General features: G+C 35.1%; 17 protein-coding genes. 3 read left to right on the top strand and 14 right to left on the bottom strand.

Annotated elements, in window-relative coordinates; genetic code table 11:
* Window positions 1–63 precede the first annotated feature (63 nt).
* Window positions 64–1401, top strand: a complete 1338-nt coding sequence (locus AC1Q8L_RS13730) for an NAD(P)/FAD-dependent oxidoreductase (protein ID WP_000272120.1) — start codon at window positions 64–66, stop codon at window positions 1399–1401.
* Between the two features lie 501 nt (window positions 1402–1902).
* Window positions 1903–3822 carry an LTA synthase family protein gene (locus tag AC1Q8L_RS13725; RefSeq protein ID WP_000791039.1) on the top strand — a complete coding sequence of 640 codons (1920 nt, stop codon included), beginning with the start codon at window positions 1903–1905 and terminating at the stop codon, window positions 3820–3822.
* Between the two features lie 48 nt (window positions 3823–3870).
* Here AC1Q8L_RS13725 and AC1Q8L_RS13720 read toward each other — a convergent pair whose 3' ends face one another.
* Complete coding sequence (locus AC1Q8L_RS13720; protein ID WP_001235336.1) at window positions 3871–6654, bottom strand: dynamin family protein; 2784 nt, start codon at window positions 6652–6654, stop codon at window positions 3871–3873.
* Window positions 6655–7157: 503 nt separating this feature from the next.
* On the opposite strand from AC1Q8L_RS13720, the gene AC1Q8L_RS13715 reads away from it, so the two are divergent.
* Window positions 7158–7343, top strand: a complete 186-nt coding sequence (locus tag AC1Q8L_RS13715) for a hypothetical protein (protein WP_000461138.1) — start codon at window positions 7158–7160, stop codon at window positions 7341–7343.
* A 278-nt stretch (window positions 7344–7621) separates the two neighbouring features.
* Here the strand turns inward: AC1Q8L_RS13715 and mutL are convergent, their stop codons facing one another.
* The 13 genes from mutL to AC1Q8L_RS13650 form a co-directional block, all read right to left on the bottom strand.
* Complete coding sequence (gene mutL, locus AC1Q8L_RS13710) at window positions 7622–9565, bottom strand: DNA mismatch repair endonuclease MutL (protein WP_000516465.1); 1944 nt, start codon at window positions 9563–9565, stop codon at window positions 7622–7624.
* 8 nt (window positions 9566–9573) lie between these two features.
* On the bottom strand, window positions 9574–12246 hold the full coding sequence (gene mutS / locus AC1Q8L_RS13705) for a DNA mismatch repair protein MutS (protein WP_000195993.1): 2673 nt from the start codon (window positions 12244–12246) through the stop codon (window positions 9574–9576).
* Window positions 12247–12426: 180 nt separating this feature from the next.
* Window positions 12427–12969 carry an outer spore coat protein CotE gene (cotE, locus tag AC1Q8L_RS13700; protein WP_001288799.1) on the bottom strand — a complete coding sequence of 181 codons (543 nt, stop codon included), beginning with the start codon at window positions 12967–12969 and terminating at the stop codon, window positions 12427–12429.
* Window positions 12970–13095: 126 nt separating this feature from the next.
* A complete protein-coding gene (locus AC1Q8L_RS13695) occupies window positions 13096–13527 on the bottom strand; it encodes a YlbF/YmcA family competence regulator (RefSeq protein ID WP_000870460.1) in 432 nt (143 codons plus the stop codon).
* A gap of 3 nt (window positions 13528–13530) precedes the next feature.
* Complete coding sequence (gene miaB / locus AC1Q8L_RS13690; protein WP_001005393.1) at window positions 13531–15060, bottom strand: tRNA (N6-isopentenyl adenosine(37)-C2)-methylthiotransferase MiaB; 1530 nt, start codon at window positions 15058–15060, stop codon at window positions 13531–13533.
* Between the two features lie 429 nt (window positions 15061–15489).
* Entirely contained in the window at window positions 15490–16356 is an 867-nt protein-coding gene (locus AC1Q8L_RS13685; protein WP_000190155.1) for a 2-oxoacid:ferredoxin oxidoreductase subunit beta, read from the bottom strand.
* Complete coding sequence (locus AC1Q8L_RS13680) at window positions 16343–18100, bottom strand: 2-oxoacid:acceptor oxidoreductase subunit alpha (protein WP_000625417.1); 1758 nt, start codon at window positions 18098–18100, stop codon at window positions 16343–16345. The genes AC1Q8L_RS13685 and AC1Q8L_RS13680 overlap by 14 nt, the downstream gene beginning before the upstream one ends.
* Window positions 18101–18325: 225 nt before the next feature.
* Window positions 18326–19249 carry a dipeptidase gene (locus AC1Q8L_RS13675; RefSeq protein WP_000688047.1) on the bottom strand — a complete coding sequence of 308 codons (924 nt, stop codon included), beginning with the start codon at window positions 19247–19249 and terminating at the stop codon, window positions 18326–18328.
* Window positions 19250–19308: 59 nt separating this feature from the next.
* Window positions 19309–19569, bottom strand: a complete 261-nt coding sequence (spoVS, locus tag AC1Q8L_RS13670; protein WP_000404341.1) for a stage V sporulation protein SpoVS — start codon at window positions 19567–19569, stop codon at window positions 19309–19311.
* A gap of 149 nt (window positions 19570–19718) precedes the next feature.
* Window positions 19719–20513: a TIGR00282 family metallophosphoesterase gene (locus tag AC1Q8L_RS13665; RefSeq protein WP_001221097.1), complete on the bottom strand. Its 795-nt coding sequence runs from the start codon at window positions 20511–20513 to the stop codon at window positions 19719–19721.
* A gap of 162 nt (window positions 20514–20675) precedes the next feature.
* Window positions 20676–22241, bottom strand: coding sequence for a ribonuclease Y (rny, locus tag AC1Q8L_RS13660; protein WP_000099769.1), 1566 nt, complete (start codon window positions 22239–22241; stop codon window positions 20676–20678).
* Between the two features lie 482 nt (window positions 22242–22723).
* Window positions 22724–23755, bottom strand: coding sequence for a recombinase RecA (gene recA, locus AC1Q8L_RS13655; protein WP_001283854.1), 1032 nt, complete (start codon window positions 23753–23755; stop codon window positions 22724–22726).
* A 144-nt stretch (window positions 23756–23899) separates the two neighbouring features.
* Window positions 23900–25138 carry a competence/damage-inducible protein A gene (locus AC1Q8L_RS13650; RefSeq protein ID WP_000990700.1) on the bottom strand — a complete coding sequence of 413 codons (1239 nt, stop codon included), beginning with the start codon at window positions 25136–25138 and terminating at the stop codon, window positions 23900–23902.
* Between the last annotated feature and the right edge of the window lie 20 nt (window positions 25139–25158).

Raw genomic sequence — 25158 nt, 5'->3', positions numbered from 1 at the left:
TTCATAAAATTGTTATACACTAGAAAAATAAAAAACAAACTATTCGTTAGCAGGTGGAAGAATATGTATGATATTACGATTATCGGCGCTGGAGTAAGTAGCATTTTTATGGCTTATTCACTAGCTAAAAGTAACAAAAAAGTTTTAATTCTTGATAAAGGTAAAGCGCTAGAAGATCGCCATTGTCCTTTAGACGAAGGAAAAGTGTGTAATTGTACTACATGTGATAAATATTTCGGGTTTGGTGGTTTAGGCAAATCTGAAGGGAAATTTAATTATACAAACGGATTTGGCGGAGAACTTGAGAAAAAAGTCGGTAAAGAGGGTTTTATACAACTCATGGCTGAAGTAGATGAAATTCTATGTCAGTTTGGTGGAAGTTCGGTTTCAAAATATTCTACTGAAAATTCAAGTCTCACTAAGAGAGCTGAAGCGTGTGGTTTACAAATGCTAACAACAGAAGTAAGACATCTTGGTACTACACTTTCCAGTAACATTTTTCAGCAGCTCTATGAATTTTTACTGACGAAAATAAAGATCCAATTTCATATAGATGTACAACATATTCTGAAACAGGAAGATCATTTTACAATAGATACAAATCAAGGAACAGTTCAAACTAAGCAACTAGTATTTGCAACTGGGCGCTCTGGGGCCGATTGGTTAAAAGAAATGTGCAGTTCCCTAAATATTTCTCAGGAGCAAACACGTGTAGATTTAGGAATTAGAGTAGAAATGAAAGAACATCAATTACGTTCTATATTAAAAGATACTTTTGAAACAAAACTTTCTTATCAAGGTGAGCATTTCACAGCAACTACTTACTGTATGAATCCAAAAGGACGCATCATTCGAAAGTACGAAGAAGGTTTAGTTATGCCTGACGGTCAAAATTTTCGAGAGCAAGGAACTGGCACTTCTAATTTAAATTTCACTTTATTTATTCCTCGCTATTTTCCAACTCTCAAAGAAGCAAATGTATACGCAAGTTCAATTATTAAAGGCATTAACCAAGGACGAGATCGGGTTGTTATACAGCGCTTAGAGGACTTACTAAAGAAACAACCTACAGCGGAAAACAGCATGGAACATAGCCGTATACAGCCTACACTACAGGGGGATTATGGAGATTTGAATCAAGAAATTCCTCAATTATATATTGAAGGGCTCAAAGAATTTTTATTACGTTTAGAACAATTTATACAAGAACCTATTGATCAACATACTTTACTATATGGAATTGATGGAAAGTTCTATGCTCCTACGATAAAAATTAATAATCATTTTGAAACTAGTATACATGGGCTATTTTTAATTGGAGATTGTTCAGGCGTTACGCACTCATTATCTCAAGCAGCTGCAAGTGGTCTGTATGTTGGAAAGTACTTATCTGACATTTAATTTCTATCATTAAGATTCTAGTCAAATATTCCTAATTTCAAAACACTTTACTTATATAGTAAAAATATATTAATAAGCCCTCCTATCCTTCCCGGCTAATGATTAACCGACAAAAAATCGGAATTTTACAAGATACATATGTAATATAACTACATATTTAAAACTGTTGGTATTCAATTCTAATAAATTGAATGTCAACAGTTTTAAAAGTCTCTATCCATTTTCACTTTCATTTGTTCGATATTTTGTAACATCATCATAGTGTTTAATATGGTAGGATGTCTATAAGTCAATTTCACTACAACTATGACTTGTTCTGTCCGTTTCTCAAAAAGAGTTATATTTATGCTACTACGCTTTAAAAATCCCCATTGTATGTATATGAATACTTCAAATTATTCCCTTTAGAAAACAGAGTCTAAATGGTTCATTACACTCTAATAGTTATAAAAACATAATATATAACTTCAGTTAAATAAATTGTATAAAGAAGGTGTAAAAATGAAGAATAAAATAAATTTACAAATGCAAAATATAAGCTTTGTTATAATAATGGCTTTAGCAGTATGGTTAAAAACATATCTTATTACGCGATTCAGTTTTGATTTAAAAATCGAGTCTTCAACGCAAGAGCTTATTTTGTTTATTAGTCCTCTAGCCGCATCATTAGCATTTGTTGGATTAGCATTATTTTCAACTGGTGAAAAGCGAAATTATATAGCGCTATGTATTAATTTCTTATTAACAATCGTACTCGTTGGAAATGTAATGTTCTATGATTTTTATAGTGATTTCGTTACATTACCAGTACTTGGACAAACCTCAAACTTTGGACAATTAGGCGGCAGTATTATAGAAATATTAAACTACAAAATTATACTCGCATTCGTAGACATTGTTTTCTTCTTTATTTTATTAAAAAAGAAATCATTGGTCTTTAAAACCGAACGTGTAACTCATTCTACACGCTTGTTATACTTTCTTTTAACAATTGGTGTATTCTTTGCGAATCTACATCTTGCAGAAAAAGAGCGCCCTGAATTATTAACGAGATCATTCGACCGAGTAATGCTTGTCAAAAATTTAGGCCTATATACTCACCAAGTATATGACTTAACACTGCAAGTAAAAGCCGGTTCACAAAAAGCGCTTGCTGATAGTAGTAAATTACAAGAAACTGAAAACTACGTAAAAGCAAACCAAAGCGAGCCAAACCCTAATATGTTTGGTGCAGCGAAAGGAAAAAATGTAATTGTCGTCACTCTTGAATCCTTGCAAACCTTCTTAATAGGCGCATCAGTCAATGGGCAAGAAGTTACACCATTCCTAAATGAATTCATAAATGAAAGTTATTACTTTGATAACTTTTTCCATCAAACTGGTCAAGGGAAAACATCCGATTCTGAATTTCTAATCGATACGTCGTTGTATCCATTAAATCGAGGGGCTGTATTCTTCACACACGGTAACAATGATTATACTGCAACTCCAGAAATTTTACGTCAGCAAGGTTATTTCACTTCTGTATTCCATGCGAATAACGCAACATTTTGGAATCGTAATATTATGTACTCTGCTCTTGGTTATGATCGTTACTATAATGAGCTTGATTACAAAATTACACCAGAAACAAATTTAAATTGGGGATTAAAAGATATCGAATACTTTGATCAATCAGTAGATATATTAAAAACTGTTAATCAACCATTCTATGCTCGTTTCCTTACTTTAACAAACCATTATCCATTTACGTATGATGAAGATACAAAATTCATTGAACCATACAACTCTGGTAATGGCGTATTTGATCGTTACATCGTAACAGCACGTTACTTAGACGAATCAATTAAAAAATTTATTGAACGTCTAAAGGCCGAGGGGCTTTACGATGATTCTATTATTGTGTTATACGGTGATCATTATGGTATTTCCGAAAAACATAATCGTGCAATGGCACAGTTTTTAGAAAAAGATCAAATAACAGAATTTGATACTTTAAATTTACAACGTACACCTTTATATATTCATATTCCTGGACAAACAGAAGGTCAAACTATTTCAAAGCCTACTGGACAAATCGATATGAAACCTACTATTCTAAATTTATTAGGTGTTGATTCTACGAATGATATTCGTTTTGGCCATGATATGTTTTCAGATGAATATACTGGCTTTGTTGTTTTACGTGATGGTAGCTTCATTACAGATAAGTATGCATACAAAAACAACACTTTCTACGACCGTATAACAGGTGAAATTGTAGATTTACCAAAAAAAGAAGCTCAAGCCCTCATTAAACGTGCACAAAATGAATTACGAATGTCTGACAAAATTATTGAAGGCGATTTATTACGCTTCTCAGAAAGCAATAAAATTAAAACTGGCGAAGTACAAACTAAAATTAAAGAAACAGAAAAATAATCTATATATGAAAAAGGAGCAACTTATTACAGTTGCTCCCTTTTACTTTTATTCTACGCTTGTTTCTAAAGCTACATCCGTATAGGTATTATCATTACCTATATTTAAAATTACTTCACATTGACGCAATCTCAATTCAAAGAGCATGATAGAATCATGATAGATTTCAGGATTTGATTTCATCTTATGTAATATCTCTTGTTTTTCTTGTATTTCTAAATGCGTGTTTTCTACAGCTTGCTTTAAGGAGTTAAATGGATTCCTAAAGAATATATTAATATCTCGCTCTTGTGTGTTTTCAAACAGCTCAAATTGCAAGAAAAATTTCTTCATAATAGAAGCCGTTACCTCAGTATAATCTTCATTTTCTACATACTGTTTGTATTTGTTATATAGCATAGATTTATTTTTAGGAAGAACTCCAAATAATTTACCGGCACTTTTCAGTAAAAATTGTGCTGGCGTAAATCGACGTAAAATATTTACTTCATCCATTTGTATTCTAGTCGTCATCCTGTCAGTATCTCTGCGCCAGTCATCAAGCACTTTAAAGTCACATTCTAACTGTATTCTATTTTCTCCAAATAGTGAATTAAGCCCTTCACTAAGTTCTTCTAAATACGTTTGGCTTTGAAGAAGCTCATTATTAGAAGTTGCAATCCAATTTTGCATAGAAAGAGCAAGATTAGGTAGTACAGTTTGTTCTAAATATTTATGCACTCTTTCATTCATTTCTTTATTTAGTTCCGTATCCATGTGCCCGAAATCACTTTCTTCACTAATTATATTAGAACAACTCTTTAATATCTTCGGGATATTTTCAGTAAGATCATTCGTAATTTCAGTCTTCATTGAACGATATGATTGTGTAATGAAATGAATTTTTTCCCTCTCAAATGCAGTAAGGTTATTAATGCTACCGTTTAGTTTCACTAGCATATCTTCATTCCAATTAATAGCATCCACTAGATTGTTTTCTTTCTCAACACGTTTATCCAAAAGATATGTAATTGTTTTTCGAATGAAATATAATAACTTTTCAGTACGTTCTGCATCGATATGTTTATGATTAAAGTTAAAATGAATAAACTCAGTTAAATCATTTAATTGTTGACTACTTGTATATAACGAAGAATAAGGGAAAATTCTCGCATGTGGGAAATATGTGTTTATTCTCGCTGCCGTATCATGTAATACCCTTTTTACTTCTGCTTCACTGTAAATGTTATCGATTTTATTTAATAAGAAATGAATTTGTAAATTTGGCGTATGTTCTTGAATACTTAATAGAATGTCACGTTCTTTATCAGTAAAAGGTGAATCCGCATTCAATACGAATAGTAATTCGTCTACAGAATTTAAATATTCGAATATCTCATCTCTAGTGTCGTTATTCCTATTAAAGCCAGGTGTCACTACAAATGTAAGTTTATTTTCATTTAAAAATCTGCATGGTAATTTAAATTCAACACACGCTCTATCTCTATATGTTTGATGGTGCTGAGACATCATATTATGGTAATCAGAGACATCTTCCGTTGTTGTAATTGCTGAGTCTGTTATGGCGTTTATTTCTATATGAGCATCATTTTTTAAAACTACTACATTTGAAATTGATTTTTCTAATATATTTTCTCCTAATATAGAGTTAATAAATGTAGTTTTTCCGTTTCCTGAAGTTCCCGTTACTAAAATACGATTTGTTCTTAAATCTGCGAGCTCGTCAACTAGCCATTTAAATCGGTGACCTATTTCTATATTGTGCTTTTGTGCCCATTGTGTAATAGATTCAAAAAGATGTAAGCTGTACTCTAAGCCATTTACATGATTAATAGAATGTGACAGTAAATTTTCCGCATGTTCTATATTTGCTGAATCTATTTTGGAAGGGAAAATCTCATCCCATGCCAATACAGCTGCAGATGGAAATACAGCATAAGATGGATTGACTACCTTTAACCAATTTGCTAACAGATTTGGTATGATATCGTTTAATTGTCTAAGCGTATATTGACCTTGAATTAATGCAAAGTACGTTTCTTCGTAAAGAGCAGAAACTTTGTTCCATATATCGGACGAATGTATTTCAATATGTAAGAAAAATTCATTTATTGTATTAAGCCATAATAAATAATTTTGTTCATCTTTATAACTGTTCCAAAGTGATGAAACCATTTGTGTAAATTGTACTTGATCTACATTATTTAATGTAGCTAATGCATCATAAAAATAGTCTGGTGAAATATGTTTAGTAAACCCTTTATCGATATATCCTTTTAACACCTCAAACCACGGATACGATTCTATTCGAATTAACTCATTCACAGCAAGCTCTACTGCACTATCAAAATCTTGCTGTTCCTCATAAAAGGAACGGGCAATTTTTGTGACATTCGGATAATCAGGATTTAAAGAAACTGCTTCTTTAATAACACCGAAAGCTGAGTCAAAATTATTTTGCTCAATGTAAAGAGAAAGTAATTGTAATCTAATTTCGGTCATCAATATTTTATTATCAGTAGTAACGGAAGTATAAATATTTTCAGCAAATGATAATTGATTAAGTTCGAAATAAGCATCCGCAATATTTTTTTGTGCCCATGGTGCTAATTCATTACTAACCTTCTCCCATTTAAAAATAGCTGCTTCAAAATCTTGATGACGATAATAAAATTCACCTTGTGCAAAACGAATATAAGACCCATCAGAAATCTGATTTTTTTCTTCGTTTACATAAGCTTGTCCAAGTACGTCAAGAGTTGGTTTTGTTTCATTTTCCATTAGGAATGTTTCATAATACACCTTTTTTATTAATTGTTTTTCTAATCTCATCTTTTCCCCCACTATATCTTGAAAATACATTTTTAAGATATGTCAATACTTTTTGTATGTATGCTTTTTATCTTAACAAAGAATATCTTTTGGAAAATTTCATTTTCCTTTCATTTTTCAAGTTAGATTGAATTTTTATGAGAAAAGTTTCAGTTTTTTTTCAATTTCCTTTCAGTTATGAAACAGCATTAAATGTTCCTAATAACCTAATAACACTATAATATCCCACATTATATTATCAGGAAAACCCCATATAAACCATATTATAAAAACAATCTATATTGAATTTATATGCATAATTCACTGTGCTGTCAAACAAAAAAACAACAATAGGAGCTAACAGCTATCCTTACCATTTCTTCTCAAATTGTTTTCCTTTAAAATGTTTCAGTGGTTATGTAATTAAATTCCATTAACCTATATAAATAACTAGTCCAAAAAAAATCTATATGCATATCATGTTATAGTAAAGAATTTAGGAGATCCTAAAAGGAGGCATTTTCATGTTTGAAGATAAATCTAAAATAAATTACCCATATGAATTTACTGAAACTACAACAGTTCCTCTAAAGAACCCCATTGATAAAAAATTCAAGAACGGGACAGGTACACATAACTTTCCAATTAAGAAGCACTATAAAGAGCAAGTTCTATACACTGAAAAAATCAATAATAATAAAAATAAATAATTGTATAGATCCTTATAACAATTAGCCAAATAAGAAGCAACATTTGGCCATGCATAGTTATTTGGTTAGTAATGTAGAAACCTTTATTATACAATTCATGCACCTTTTAAAAAGTGCTGTATACAGCGCTTTTTTATACATAGATAAATTTAAGCTAACGCAACCAAGAAATAAACTGCAAAATTACTCCACCTTATTTTCGTTTAACAATTAAATCTACATATTAAAAGGGAGCAACAGTAAATGTTGCTCCCTTTTGAAAAGTAATTTTATTCACTCTACATAACCCTCTTAAACATCTTCTCCAACTCATAAGTAGAATGATGCACAAGAATCGGTCTTCCGTGTGGGCATGTGTATGGATTTGTTGTTGTACGTAATTCTTCCAGTAAGGCAAATATTTGATCGTTCGTTAAATATTGATTCGCTTTAATGGATGCTTTACAGCTCATCATGATGGCTGCTTCTTCACGTAACTTTTTAATATCAACTTTTTTTAGTTTAACAACTTGCTCCATCATTTCATCGATAATTTCTGTTTCTTGTCCTTTCGGGAACCATGTTGGATGCGAGCGGACGATAAAGGATTGATGGCCGAATTGTTCTAAAAATAGCCCGACTTTTTTTAGTTCTTCTAACTGTTCTTCGACACGTAAAAATTCAGTAAGAGATAGATCAATACGGTACGGTACAAGTAACTCTTGTACTTCTTGCGCTACCCTTCCTACTTTATCACGGAAGTATTCATAATTAATACGTTCCTGCGCGGCATGCTGGTCAATCATATATAAGCCTTTATCATTTTGAGCGAAAATATATGTTCCATGCATTTGTCCAATTGGATAAAGTGGTGGTAAGTCATTCCCGTTCATTTCAATCTCTTTTATTTCCCGAACTTCTTCTTCTAATTCCTCTAGTTCAAAGTCCTCTTCATTACTGTCCCACGATTTCTCTTCTTGAATTGGTTCTTCGATTATCGGTTTAGTAGATGGTTGCCAACTTTGTTCTTCTCTTATGAGCGACTGTGGTGGTTGCCATTCTTGTTTCGGCGGTTGCCACAGTTGTGGTGGCTGTTTCACAGCCTGCGGTTCTTCTTGTTTTGCATCCATTCCAGTTGGTAAAACAATGTCCGGCATAGATGGTTCTTTCGGCTTTGCATGCTCAAACTGGAACTGTTCTTGCACACTTTCGTCTTTTTCTTTTTTCTTCGTTGTTACGCCTGCATCTGGAATGAGCTGTATTTTTTTAAATGCAGCTTGCAATGTTTCTTCGATCAGCTTTAGCAATTCTTGTTCTTTACTAAAACGAACCTCTAACTTCGCTGGATGTACGTTAACGTCAACTAGCATTGGATCCATTTCAATCGATAAGAAGCCAATTGGATACCGGCCGACTGGCAGTAATGTATGGTATCCTTGCTGAATTGCTTTCATTAGTACAAAGTTTCGAACGTAACGACCATTTACGATCGTTGACATATAATTACGAGATGCTCTTGTTACTTCTGGTAATGTTACATAGCCTTTAATTGTAAAGTCTAAAGATTCAGCTTCAATTGGAACAAGCTTCTTCGCAACTTGAATACTGTAAATCGATGCAAGTACTTGCCTTACATCACCGTTACCTGATGTATGAAGCAATTTCTTTTCATTATGAAACAGTTTTAACGATACTTCTGGATGTGACATTGCAATACGATACACGATATCTGTAATATTCCCGAGCTCCGTATGAATGGTTTTCATATATTTAAGACGCGCTGGTGTATTAAAGAATAAGTTTTGTACTGTAATATCTGTTCCTTTTCGGCTCGCAGTTTTCTCTTGTTTTATAATGTCTCCACCTTTAATTATGAGGTGTGTACCAGGCGCATCACCTGTGCTAGTAATTAATTCTAATTCACTAACAGAGGCAATACTCGGCAATGCCTCACCGCGGAAACCGAGTGTTCTTATGCGAAACAGATCGTTTTCATCTTTAATTTTACTCGTCGCATGGCGTTCAAAAGCGACGATACAGTCTTCTTCTGCAATACCATCACCGTTATCAATGATACGAATTTTCGATAACCCAGCTTCTTCTAAGTGGATTTCAATAGATGTACTATTCGCATCGATAGAATTTTCCACAAGTTCTTTTACGACTGAAGCAGGGCGCTCTACTACTTCCCCTGCCGCAATTAAGTTTGAGAGTTGGTCATCGAGTTTGCGAATTTTCCCCATCTACTTACTCATCCTTTCTTTAACTTCTTCTGTAAGCGATACAATTCGTTCATCGCTTCTAAAGGTGTCATATCAAGTAAATCAATTTTTTTAATTTGCGCAAGCACTGCGCTTTCTTTTTGATCAAGCACAGGCTTGTCTTGTTTTTTTGAAGATTGGTCTCCTCCAAAGAAAGATAGTTGTGACTCTTCTTCAGTCTCTTCTTTCTTTTCTTGTATTTCTGCCGGTTCTTCTTTTACAACTACAGGTTCTGGAACAACTTCTTGTACCTTTACTTCTACACGCTTTGGAATAATAATTTCTTCCTGTCCTTCTAGTTGTGCTAACACTTCTTTCGCGCGGGCGATTAAGCTATCTGGAAGCTCTGCAAGTTGCGCAACGTGAATTCCGTAACTTTTATCAGCTGCTCCATCTTGAATTTTATGAAGGAATACTACTTTTCCATTCTCTTCAATTGCTGAAACGTGTACATTTTTCAGTTGATCTAAACTCTCTTCTAACACAGTCAATTCATGATAATGCGTAGAGAATAACGTTTTTGCACCAATTTGGTCATGAATATGTTCAATGATTGCTTGTGCAAGTGCCATACCATCATACGTAGATGTACCTCGTCCAATTTCATCGAATAAAATTAAACTTCTTTCTGATGCGTTTGCAATTGCATTTTTCGCTTCTAACATTTCGACCATAAATGTACTTTGACCTGATATTAAATCATCCGCTGCACCAATTCTCGTAAAGATTTGATCAAATACAGGTAATACTGCTTCTGTTGCTGGTACGAAACAACCGATTTGCGACATAACAGTTACAAGTGCTAATTGTCTCATATACGTACTTTTACCAGACATGTTCGGTCCTGTAATTAAAAAGACATCCATCTTCTCTGGCATAATACAATCATTCGGTACATACAATTTCCCGTTCAATACTTTTTCAACGACAGGATGACGACCATCTTTAATAAAGATTTCACGCTTCGTTGTTAGTACAGGTTTTACAAACTGTTCTTCTTCACTAACTGTCGCAAAACTTTGCAGTACGTCTAATTCACTAATTACTTTTGCTAAATGTTGTAATTTCGGAATAAATACTTTTACTTCTTCACGAAGCGCTGTAAATAAATCGTATTCTAGTTGTACAATTTTTTCTTCTGCTTCTAAAATTAACGTTTCTTTTTCTTTCAGTTCATCTGTAATGAAACGTTCAGCATTAGCAAGCGTTTGTTTTCGTTCGTAGCGGCCTTCTGGAAGTGCTGCAAGATTCGCCTTCGTCACTTCAATGTAGTAGCCGAAAATACGGTTGTACCCGATTTTTAACGATTTAACTCCTGTAATATCACGCTCTCGTTTTTCAAGCTCAGCGATCCACGTTTTTCCGTTTTTACTAACGTAACGATATTGATCAAGCTTGTCATTATAACCGTCTTTAATAATATCTCCATCTTTAATAGAAAGCGGTGGGTTTTCTTGAATACTTCTTCCTAGTAATTCAGTTAAGCTCTCACATGGATCCGCTCCTTGAATTAACCTTGCTGCATAAGCATTATCTAACAAACTAATCGCTTCTAAAATAGCTGGCACTTGAAGTAAAGATCGTCTTAACTGTAATAAGTCCCTTGCATTGACATTACCAAATGCAACTTTTCCTGCTAAACGTTCTAAATCATATACTTCTTTTAATTTTTCTTTTAAATCTTCACGTAAGAAGTAATCATTTACAAATGTTTCAACCATTTCTAAACGCTCTTCAACTTTTTCTTTCTGAATAAGTGGACGTTCCATCCACTGTTTTAACATACGACCACCCATAGCTGTTTTTGTTTTATCCAATAGCCATAATAATGATCCTGTTTTTTCTTTCGTTCGAAGTGTTTCCGTCAGCTCTAAATTTCGCTTTGAATGCACATCAATTTTCATAAATTGATTCGTATAATAAATTTCTACAGGTTGTAAATGATCTAATGAACGTTTTTGCGTTCTTATCACATAGTTAAATAAGCGTCCAATTGCTTTAATTAACTTTGCTTGCGAAACATTTTTCACAAGATGTTCTAATCCTTCAGGAATTGCCGTTGCATCTTCATATGAAATTGTCATTTTTAACGTTTCAGTTAATTTATTTAATTCATCTTTAGAAAATGAAGAATCTACAACAATTTCTTTCGAACCAGTTGCATACACTTCCAATAAAATATCTTCTACTGAACCAGTCAATAACGTTACTGTATTTTGTCCAGTCGTTAAATCATTACAAGCTAAAGCATATGATCCATCTTCAAAATGTGTTAATGCGGCTAAGAAGTTGTTTTCTTTCTCATCAATTGTACGCCCTTCCATCATCGTTCCTGGCGTAATTAGTTGTACTACTTCACGGCGCACTACACCTTTAGCTGTTTTTGGATCTTCCACTTGCTCACAAACAGCAACTTTATATCCTTTTTCAACAAGTTGTTCAATATAATTTTTAGCTGCATGATGGGGTACACCGCACATCGGTATACGATCACTACTGCCACCATCTCGGCTCGTTAATGTAATCTCAAGCTCATGAGCTGCTTTAACGGCATCTTCAAAGAACATTTCATAAAAATCGCCTAATCGGAAAAATAAAAAGGCATCTTGATAGTCTGCCTTAACCTTTAAATATTGCTGTATCATAGGGGTATATTGCGTCATACTTTTCCTCCATAATTCTTACATAGTAATCAATTTTCATATATGTCACATTTCACGGACATCCATATCTCCTATTTCAGGAGTCTATCTTCATTATAACATATTTCATAAAGAATCATGTTCATTCAGCGCCACTTATGTAAAGTAAAAAGCTAGGAAGAACTTCTCCCTAGCTTTCTATTACTCTTCTTCTGCATCAACGATAAAGTTCGGATCTAATTCTTCAAATTCATCATCAGCAATTTGGAAATCATCATCTGATTCTACGCAGCCTTCAGGATTTACACTTACACAAATTTTCGTTTCTCCAACTACTTCTGTTACAAATTCACGTTCTACAGTTACAACAATTTTATTACCGTTTGGTGATACAAGCGCTTCTAAACAATTTGGTGGCTGAATAACACGAGCAATAATTTCTAAATCGTCACCAGAAAAGTTTTTATCACGATAACCAATGCTGACTTCGTCCGTGTAGTTCACGCGTTCTGTTACAACTTCAGTCTTTGTATTTCCATCAAATGAATACCAAGTGTTCACATCATAGAAACCTTCAATTTCCACATGCTTCCCATTCTTTCTTGCTTCGTACGAGTGGTTAATTACCCAGCACCCTAAAATACTTGTTGGTTCATTATTCGATTCACATGTATGCGTTGACTTTGTATACTTACGTCCTTTTCCAACCACTGCTTTTGTAATAATCTCTCTAAATTCGGACATTCGTAACCCTCCTCAATCACTATTCACTTAATCATATGCGTGACAATAGCGGAATGTGTCATTCTTTTTTTGAGAAGAACTTACGTTTAATCAACTAAAAAAAAGAGATGTCAATATGACATCTCTTTAACAACCACAATTTCCTTTTTTACTTTCTACCGCTGCGCCAGTTTCACCCTTAAGTACATCGCCACCAGTTGAAATTAATATTTCATCTGTTACGTTGTTAGAAATTGTACTAGCAACTAACTGTAATAAGTCATTTACATATGTTTGTGAAGATTTAAATTCTTGTACAACTGGAATACTGTCTAACTTATCTTGCAATGCATCAATTTCAGCTTCTACCTTTTTTAAAGCTTCCCATTTCCCGTAATGTTGCAAGTTTACTGCTTGTTTTTGCAGTGCTTTAATTTCATCGATTGCGCGCTTTACATTTTCATTTTTATGAATTTGCGCCTCTGCTTTCTTAAAAAAATCAACCTCTTCTGTTTCAGAAATCATTTTTGCTAATTCTTTCGCTTGTTCAACAATGTCATCTTTCGAATATACTTTCATCTATTATTTCACCTCAATCGGCTCTTCAACTAATTCCCCGTTAAGAGACCAAGTTTTTGCTTCCGTTACTTTTACTTTCACAAGCTGACCAATTAAAGATTTTGAAGCAACGAAGTTTACAAGTTTATTCGTACGAGTATAACCTGCAAGTACTTCCGGATTATTTTTACTTTCCCCATCAACTAACACTTCTACAATTTGACCTTTATAACGACTATTCTTTTCAATTGCCAACGTATTTACTAGTGTATTTAAGCGTTGAAGACGTTCTTTCTTTACTTCCATCGGTACATTATCTTTCATTTTTGCAGCTGGTGTACCTTCGCGAGGAGAATAAATAAATGTAAAGGCAGTATCAAATCCTACTTCACGATATAACGACATCGTTTCTTCAAATTGCTCATCTGTTTCATTTGGGAAACCAACGATAATATCTGTTGTTAATACTGCATCTGGAATTGCTTCTTTAATTTTTCTTACAAGTTCTAAATAATGCTCACGCGAATATTTACGCGCCATAATTTTCAACATATCTGTACTTCCAGATTGAACTGGTAAATGGATATGTTCTACTAGGTTGCCACCTTTGCCAAGTACTTCAATTAAGTGATCATCGAAATCACGTGGATGGCTCGTTGTAAAACGAATACGGGCTATATCAACTTTACGAAGTTCGTCCATTAAATCACCAAGACCGTATTTTACATCTTCAAAATCTTTACCATATGCATTTACGTTCTGTCCAAGTAATGTAATTTCTTTATAACCATTCGCAGCTAAGTGACGAATCTCTTGGATAATATCTTCTGGACGTCTACTTCGCTCTTTTCCTCGTGTATACGGTACAATACAATACGTACAGAACTTATCACAGCCATACATAATATTTACCCAAGCTTTAATATCACCACGACGTACTTTCGGAAGGTTTTCAATTACGTCGCCTTCCTTTGACCAAACTTCAACTACCGTTTCCTTCGAGAACATCGCATCTTTTAGAATGTACGGTAATCTATGAATATTATGCGTTCCAAACACCATATCTACATGCTGATTTTTTTGCATAATTTTATTTACAACAGATTCTTCTTGAGACATACAACCACATACACCAATTAAAAGGTCCGGATTTCTTCGTTTTAGTGACTTTAAATGGCCTAGTTCACCAAACACTTTATTTTCAGCATTTTCACGAATGGCACAAGTGTTTAATAAAACTACATCTGCATCTTCAGTTGAAAAAGTTGGTTCATATCCAAGTGTTGTGAAAATACCTGCCATTACTTCCGTATCATGCTCATTCATTTGACAACCATATGTACGAATATAGAACTTTCGGCCTGTACCAAAATTGCGAAACTCTTCAGGTAAGCCAAAATCCCGCTCAATTTTAACTTCTTCTTTCCCGCGCTTTTTCGCATCCTTTAAGGAAGGTGGTTGATATACACTTTCAAAGTATTTACTATAATCTTTCTCTTCTTTTTTCGTAGAGGAATTTGCTTGTTGACTTGCTAATCGTTGTTGCTCGTTCATCGGTAATCTCCTTTCACCCTTAACTATACACACTCTATAGTCCATTTTAATGCGCTTAGACTCACCTCAAAAATGGTTAGATAGCTTGGAGATAACTTGTCCTTTGAAACTTGAGTAATCAATCTAATCATTCATAAGAATGAAGTCTTCCCCACGCAAATAGACATTCCCTTTTTATCATTTCTTGTTGTCCTACCCAAAAGCATATTGCTTTATCCCTATAAACATTACCATAGTATGACGTGTTTCGCCAATTTTAACAATTCAGAGGCCCTTTAGTATCTTACATTTCATAAGCAATGAACTTGCCATTTTCATACAACGATTTACATATTATTTTACCATTCTGAATTTTCTAAGTAAATAAAACTACCCTATATTTTTTGCACATAAAAAAGGTTGCCAAATCGGCAACCTCCTCTTCTTACATTACATAAATTCAGCAACAAGCTCATCAAACATTTTCTGATCCATATTTAAATCAGATTTCACTAAAGGCTCTTCACTATAGCCTTTAACAAGTTCTTGATATGATGGTTGCTTAGTATTTTGATAAATCAAACCTGTTACTAAACCGTTATTTTCCATTAACGTTTGCATAGCCATCATGCGATTAGATGGATCATATCCCTCTACTGTGCTTAGTTTCGTTAAGTTCTCTTTAAACCAATCGTAAGTATTTACTTTATTGTAAGTAACACATGGGCTAAATACGTTAATTAATGAAAATCCTTTATGGTTAATACCAGCTTCAATAATTTGTGTTAATTCTTTTAAATCACTCGAAAAGCTTTGCGCCACAAATGTCGCACCAGCTGTTAAAGCCATTTCCATTACATTTAGTGATGGTTCAATTGAACCTTGTGGTGTGCTTTTCGTTTTAAATCCCGCTTCACTACGTGGTGAAGTTTGCCCTTTTGTTAACCCGTAAATTTGGTTATCCATTACGATGTACGTAATGTCGATATTACGACGAATAGAATGGATTGTATGTCCCATACCAATCGCAAATCCATCACCGTCACCACCTGAAGCGATAACTGTTAAATCACGATTTGCCATTTTCACACCTTGTGCAATTGGAAGGGCACGACCATGAATACTATGCACACCATATGAATTAATATAACCTGAAATACGGCCTGAACAGCCGATACCAGAAATAACAGCAAGTTCATCTGGATTTAAGCCAACGTTAGCTGCTGCACGTTGAATTGCAGCTTGCACTGAGAAGTCTCCGCAACCTGGGCACCAGTTTGGCTTTACACTGTTACGAAAGTCCTTAAATGTTGCCATTTAATACAACCCCTTTTTTGCATTCGTTGTAAATCTCTTTCGGCAAGAATGGGTTTCCATCATATTTTAAAAGACTAGAAATTTTCTCACCATTACCAAGATTCATTTTCATAATGTTAGCAAGCTGACCTGTTGCATTGTTTTCTACTACTACAACACGCTTCGCCTTTTTCACAAGTGGATCGATTTCAGCTGTTGGGAACGGGTGAATTAAACGCACATGAGCATGGTTTACTTTCATACCCTCTTGTTCTAAACGCGTCATTGCCTCTTCGATCGCACCACGAGTTGAGTTAAATCCAACAAGCAATACATCTGCTTCTTCATGCTTAACATTTTTATAAACAGGGGTATTAAACTTCAAGTTCTCCATTTTACGGAAACGTTTGTCCATTTGATCTTTACGGTTTATTGCTGATTCCGATGGCTTTCCAGTTTCATCATGTTCTACACCTGTAACATGGTGAACACCATTTTTCATACCAGGTAAAACACGCGGCGAAACGCCGTCTTCAGTTACTTCATAACGCTTGAAGTATGCTTTATTTTCACGTTCTGGTAATTCTGCTTCTAAATCAAGCTTACCACGACGGATTTCCACTTTATCTAATTTAAGTGGTTCTACTGTTTGTTTTCCTAACGAAAGCTGTAAATCTGTTAAGAAAATAACAGGAACTTGATATTCTTCAGATAAGTTAAATGCTTCTACAATGTCATAGAAAGCTTCTTCAACTGTACTTGGCGCCATTACGATTTTTGGAATTTCACCATGCGTACCGTAAATCATCGCCATTAAGTCAGACTGTTCTTGTTTCGTTGGTAATCCCGTACTTGGACCACCACGTTGTGTATCAACAATTACTAATGGGGTTTCTGTAATACCTGCTAAACCGATTGCTTCCATCATTAATGACAGACCAGGACCAGCAGATGCAGTTAATGTACGAACACCAGCATAGTTTGCGCCGATTGCCATTGTACAAGCTGCAATTTCATCCTCAGTTTGGATTACTGTTCCGCCGACTTTCGGTAATTTTTTAATTAAGTATTCCATAATTTCTGATGCAGGTGTGATTGGGTATGCTGACATAAAACGAGCACCACCAGCTACCGCACCAAATGCGATTGCATCGTTTCCAATCATAAACATGCGTTTTTTACCATCAGCTTTTTCAAGCTGCATCATGTTTACTTTCTCACCTAGTAATTCTTTCATATATTGAGAGCCGCGTTTAATTGCGTCCATATTCTTTTGAACGACTTGCTCTCCTTTACGACCAAAGATTTCTTCAACAACATCTAAATAAGCTGTTTCGTCTAATCCTAATACTGCACTTGATGCTCCAACAGCAACCATGTTTTTCATTAATGATGTGCCTAATTCTGAAGCAATATCTGTAAACGGTATCACATATAGATTTACATCTGTATTGTCGGGTATTGTTGGATTAAATTTTGCATCCGCAACTACAATTCCACCTGGACGTAGTTCGTGGAAGTTAAAATCAATTGTTTCTTGGTCAAAAGCAATTAAAATATCTAAATCATCTGAGATCGCGCGTACTTCTGTTGTACTTACACGAATTTTATTATTTGTATGGCCGCCTTTTATACGTGATGAGAAGTGGCGGTAACCGTATAGGTAATATCCTAATCGGTTTAATGCAATACAGAAGATTTCTCCTGTACTTTCAATTCCTTCACCTTGTTGGCCTCCAACTTTCCATGAAAGTTGACTAATCATCTCCTACACCCCTTTTGGCTGCATTCATTGTAGTGTATTTTTTTACAGTAATAGTTTAGCATTTTTTATGCAAATAAACTACAACGGACGCAAATTATGCCTCTTCTGATTTCCCTGAATCTTTAGTATAAAGCTATTTTGTTTTTCATTCTAGTATTAGGTCTTAAAAAAAGCAATAAAATCAAATGAATTAATTTTAATTTTTCTGAATTTTAAACCACAAACTTAAAAACTCATATGTTCAACAAAATTATCATATAAAAATCTTTCTACAGTAGATGCAGCATAGTATTTATACAGCTCATTCATGACATTTTCATAATCTCCATAGGCAGATACATTGACAACCGTATCTACAATCCCATCAAAATCTGAACCAAACCCTATATTGTTTTCTCCACCTAGCGAGCAAATATATTCGATATGTTTTATGATATCAGTTATATTTGCTTGCCTTTCACTTGTTAGAAACTGCGGTACAAAAGTGACACCGATCATGCCATTTTTCTTTATAAGAGCTTTAAGTTGTTCATCGTTTAAATTACGTGGGTGCTCGCAAAGTTTCATACAATTTGAGTGGGAAGCAATAGGATTTTTTGCAATCTCTATAACATCCCAAAAACTTCTTTCATTTAGATGAGACACATCAGTCCATACATGTAGCGCATTCAGTTCTTGTACAACCTGTTTACCAAAATTCGTTAAACCCGCCCCACGTGTCTCTAGCGCACCATCAGCTAAGAGATTGGCATAATTCCATGTTAGTCCAAAAGAACGTACTCCTAGGCGATACAACAACCGTAATTTCATTGCTTCTTTTCCAATTGCTTCGCATCCTTCTAGTGTTAATATCGCTCCAACCTCGTCCTGTTTTAACATGTTAATATCATCTTTTGTCTGAATAAACTTTACACCTGGTAGGGATAAAATTTCATTATAAAAAATATCTACCATTTGTAATGCTGCTTCAAATCGGTTTTCATATGCCACTGTTTCTGGTACATATATAGCAAAACATTGTATACTTCCTTTTCTTCTCTTTAACTGTTCAAATGTAATATGTAATTGTGAATCATCGTTAAAATTCCTTTTCCCTTGTGCACTCCATAACTGAAGAAGCACGTCACAATGAGCATCAAAAATTTTCATTTTCATTCCTCCATTATAAAAACAACCTGTTTGCATACTGCAAACAGGTTGTTTAAAACTTAACGAGGTTCTACAATTAATTTTATTGCTGTACGCTCTTCGCCATCAATCATAATATCTGTAAACGCTGGGATACAAATCAGGTCCAAACCACTAGGCGCTACAAATCCTCTTGCGATTGCTACTGCCTTTACCGCTTGGTTCAATGCACCTGCACCAATAGCTTGAATTTCTGCTGTTCCGCGTTCGCGAATAACACCTGCAAGTGCACCAGCTACAGAATTAGGGACCGACGTTGCTTTAACTTTTAATATTTCCATTCCGCGTTTCCTCCTCGTTTCTTTAAAAAGTATTAGCAATTATTTCACTTTAACTTATATTCACGAGGAATGGCGCGTATTCCTGCTAAATTTTCGTAATTTTTCTAAAAAATTAAAATATAATAACTTATCTAAAATTTAACGGAAATTTACTCAAAAAATGGTTGATCGTCATTAATTAAAATACGCTCAATTTTCTTTGCTTTTCCTGTATTTGGATCCACATCAATTAACACTGCACTTAATTGCGTTCTACCACTTGTTACTTCAAATCGTACTGGTAAGTTCGTTAAAAACTTCTTCAATACCGCTTCTCGGTCCATACCTAATATTCCATCATATGGCCCTGTCATCCCAACATCTGTAATATATGCCGTTCCGCTTGGTAAAATACGGTTATCCGCTGTAGGGACATGCGTATGCGTACCTACTACTGCTGTAGCACGTCCATCTACATACCAACCTAGCGCTTGTTTTTCACTTGTAGTCTCCGCATGGAAATCAACAAAGATAATATTCGTACGTTTTTTCGCAATATTAATTAATTCATCCACTTTACGGAATGGACAATCAATCGGAGGAAGGAAAGTACGTCCTTGTAAGTTAATAACTGCAACTTCTGTTCCATTACAGTTCACAAAGATAAGTCCTTTTCCTGGAGTTCCTTCTGGGAAGTTAGCTGGTCTTGCAAGATATTTTGCATCATCGATGAATTCAAATACTTCACGATTATCCCAAGCATGGTTTCCAAGTGTAACTGCTTGCGCCCCACACTCTAAAAAGTTTCGATATATTTTTTCTGTAATCCCACGGCCACCTGCTGCGTTTTCTCCATTAATGATTGTTACTGTAGGTGTATATTTTTTCTTTAATGCCGGTACGTATTGTTGAATCATACCTCTACCAGGAGATCCTACTACATCCCCAACAAATAATATTCTCATATGTCTTACCCTTTCTATGTACTGCATTTTTTATTGCTATAGCATTAAGGAAATTCCTTATAATATGTTTATTATAAGTTTGTTTCACTTTTACGCTATATAACTAACTGTCTTTATTTTATCCAATTCCAACACAAAAAAATAAAGTGGTGTTTCACCACTTTATTTTGCGTATTCCACTGCACGTGTTTCACGAATAACAGTTACTTTAATATGTCCTGGGTAATCCAGTTCATTTTCAATACGTTTTCGGATATCACGAGCTAAACGATGAGCTTCTAAATCATCGATTGTATCTGGTTTTACCAAAATACGAACTTCACGTCCTGCTTGAATTGCAAATGATTTTTCAACGCCTTCATAAGACTCTGAAATCTCTTCTAACTTTTCAAGACGACGAATGTAGTTTTCAAGCGTTTCACTACGAGCTCCCGGTCTTGCAGCTGATAAAGCATCTGCTGCTGCAACTAAAACTGCAATGATAGAAGTTGGTTCTGTGTCACCATGGTGAGATGCGATACTGTTTATAACTACAGGATGCTCTTTATATTTCGTTGCGAGTTCAACACCAATTTCAACGTGGCTACCTTCTACTTCATGGTCAATCGCTTTTCCGATATCATGTAATAGACCAGCACGTCTTGCTAGTTTTTCATCCTCGCCAAGCTCTGCTGCCATAAGTCCAGTTAAATATGCAACTTCCATAGAGTGTTTTAAGACGTTTTGTCCATAACTTGTACGGTATTTTAAACGACCTAAAATTTTAATTAAATCTGGGTGTAATCCATGAACACCCACTTCAAACGTTGTTTGCTCTCCGACTTCGCGAATATACTCGTCCACTTCACGTCTTGATTTTTCGACCATCTCTTCAATACGCGCTGGGTGAATACGTCCGTCCTGTACTAGTTTATCAAGAGCGATACGAGCTGTTTCACGACGAATTGGATCGAATCCAGAAAGGATTACCGCCTCTGGTGTATCATCGATAATTAAGTCAATACCCGTTAACGTTTCTAACGTACGAATATTACGACCTTCACGCCCGATAATACGTCCCTTCATTTCGTCATTTGGAAGATTTACAACCGAAACGGTTGTTTCAGCAACATGATCAGCTGCACATCTTTGCATTGCAAGAGATAAAATCTCTTTTGCTTTCTTATCCGCTTCTTCTTTCGCGCGAACTTCACTTTCTTTTACCATAACAGCGATTTCATGAGAAACTTCATTTTCTACTTTACCAAGAATAATTGCTTTCGCTTGTTCGCGTGTCAGATTGGAAATGCGCTCTAATTCTGTTTGTTGCTTTTGAACTAACTCTCCCACTTTGCTTTCCAACTCTTCAATCTGTTGTTGTCTCGCTACAAGAGAATCCTCTTTCTTCTCTAACTGCTGCTCGCGTTTATCGAGCGTTTCGTCTTTACGATCAAGGTTCTCTTCTTTTTGCATTAAACGATTTTCTTGTTTTTGTAATTCGCTTCTACGGTCACGAATTTCTAATTCAGCTTCTGTACGAAGTGTATGAATTTCATCCTTTGCTTCTAAAAGCGCTTCTTTCTTAAGTGCTTCAGCCTCACGATTCGCTTCGTCTAGAATACGTTTCGCTTCATTAGCCGCACCATTAATCTTCGCTTCAGCAATAGACTTTCGAACAAAAAAGCCAACAACTGCACCGACTGTTGTTGCAAGCAAAATGGAGATGAGTATCCAAACTGTACTACTCATGATTTCACCTCCCCTTGCTATGAATGAAAAAAGACTGTCGGCATGTACATTAAATTACAACATACAGCAAAGACCGTCGTCCCGCTTTTTTAAGGGACTTTCTTCATTTCACAATTAAAATGTCATATTATTATTTCGGTAAGTTTTAAACCTTACTCCGAATATTACTTCTCTTCTTGAGAAGAGTATATCGTATATAAGAAAAAATATACATTCTCATTGTATCTATCGTAATTTTCATTGTCAAGCGTTGTCTACTTTTACTTTCTTTACCTTCAGTCCTGAATGTTATCTGAATTTGAAAAATTGATAGCATATTATCCTGGAAAACCTTAGTAAATACCATTTTATCCCCTTAAAACGCATGAATATTCCTCTTTACACATCCCATTTGAGTCAAAAAAATATTTTAACCACTACGATAGATACCCCTTTAATAGAAGGTAAAAAATAAAAGACACGGGACCCGTGTCTTTTATTTTTTAATCTTGAAGAGTTGAATCTTCCGTGTCTTCCACACCAGAATCTTCACCAATTCCGTGATGATCACGAACAAAGAAGGCAATTTCCTCTCTTAAGTCCGTATTCTCTTTTAAGAATTGCTTCGAATTTTCACGACCTTGTCCTAAACGTTCTTCATTATAAGAATACCAAGCACCGCTCTTTTGAACGATATCAAGCTCAGAAGCCATATCCAAGATTTCACCTTCTCTTGAAATACCTTCTCCGTACATAATATCAACTTCAGCAACACGGAATGGTGGCGCTACTTTATTTTTCACTACTTTTACTTTTGTTTTATTACCAACGATGTCGTTACCTTGCTTTAATTGCTCCGCACGACGCACTTCAAGACGGACAGTTGAATAGAATTTCAACGCACGACCACCTGGAGTTGTTTCTGGGTTTCCGAACATAACCCCAACTTTTTCACGAATTTGGTTAATAAAGATTGCAATTGTTTTTGATTTGTTGATTGCTCCTGAAAGCTTACGAAGTGCTTGTGACATTAAACGTGCTTGTAAACCTACGTGTGAGTCACCCATGTCTCCTTCAATCTCTGCTTTCGGTACAAGAGCTGCTACAGAGTCAATTACGATAATGTCAACCGCACCACTTCGTACAAGTGCTTCTGCGATTTCTAATCCTTGCTCCCCTGTATCAGGCTGTGATAATAGTAATTCATCTATGTTAACGCCTAATTTTTGTGCATATACAGGATCCATTGCGTGCTCCGCATCGATGAATGCTGCTTGTCCACCTTGACGTTGTACTTCTGCAATTGCATGTAATGAAACTGTCGTTTTACCTGAACTTTCAGGTCCGTAAATTTCGATAATACGGCCACGTGGGTATCCGCCTACCCCTAGCGCCACATCAAGTGCTAAAGAACCACTTGAAATTGTAGAAATTCTACGTTCCGCTTGTTCTCCTAATTTCATAATTGAACCTTTACCGAATTGCTTCTCTATTTGTTTTAACGCCATATCTAATGCCGCTTGACGATCACTCATTCAAAATTCCTCCTTAACTGAATTGCTAATCTTATTATACCTATTTTCAATTCAATTTGCCAACAAAAATCGAACATTTATTCGATTTTTTTATTTTCCATCACACAAATACGGAATTTAACTATAAAAAAAGCTAGAAGAAACTTATATCTCTTCTAGCTTTTTATATAAATGATAAAATCCATATTTTGCTGATCGTTCTCTAATTTGTTGACGACTTCCACTTAAATTAAGAGGAAAGACTGCAGTTTGTTCACCTTTAATCGCTAATCCAACAAATACTGTTCCTGGCTCTTTCTGTTCTGAAGCATCTGGCCCTGCTACCCCAGTGAAACTAATTCCGATATCCGCTTTTAATAAATCCTTAACATTTTCAGCAAGATAACGAGCACATTCCTTACTAACTGCACCATCAGTATGCAATACTTCTTCAGGCACACGTAAAACATGTTGCTTCACATCATTATGATAACAAATGACACCGCCCTTAAATACAGAAGAAACACCAGCATTTCCAGTTACTTGATTTCCAAAAAGACCACCTGTTAAACTTTCTGCACATGCTAAAGTTAACCCTTTTCTCTTCAATAACTCGATTGCCTTATAATGCAAAAATTCTTGGTCATATCCGTAGAAAAATTCTCCTACTCTTTCTAAAATCAAATCTTCCACATGTTGAATTAGTTTCTCCGCTTCGCTAACATTTTGATGCTTAGCGGTTAAACGTAATGTCACTTCTCCATCATTTGCTAGCGGGGCAATTGTTGGGTTTGTTTGTCCATCAATTAAATCTTGAACTTTCACCTCTAATTGGGACTCCCCAATACCGAAGAAACGAAGCACACGTGAATAAATGTTTTCTCCTGTTGTAAAATTACGTAAAAAAGGCTCTACGTAACTTACATACATTGGTTTCATTTCTTTTGGCGGCCCTGGTAATAAAATATAAACTTTTCCGTTCTTATTTACCCCCATACCCGGCGCCATACCGTGGTCATTTGCAAATACTGTTGCTCCATTTAAAACGAGCGCTTGCTTTTTATTATTCTCCGTAAATTCACGGCCTGTACGCTTAAAGTAATTACTTATTAAGTCTAATGCCTTTTCATCATACACAAGCTTTTCATCTAAACTAGTCGCTATCGTTTCTTTCGTTAAATCATCTTTTGTCGGTCCTAACCCACCTGTAAAAATAAGGATATCAGCACGTTCTTCCGCAGCTTCAATCGCCTTTTGCAGTCGCTTATTATTATCACCAACAACAGTATGATAGTACACGTTAATTCCAATTGAAGCCAACTTTTCAGATAAAAACTGGGCATTTGTATTTGCAATTTGTCCAAGTAATAATTCAGTTCCAACCGCAATAATCTCAGCATTCATCCCAATTCCCCCATAAACTT

This window comes from Bacillus sp. GW823-FHT06A11 (genome assembly GCF_058795355.1).
Note: the sequence above shows the minus strand (reverse complement) of the source record. Positions and strands in the feature narration are given on the sequence as shown.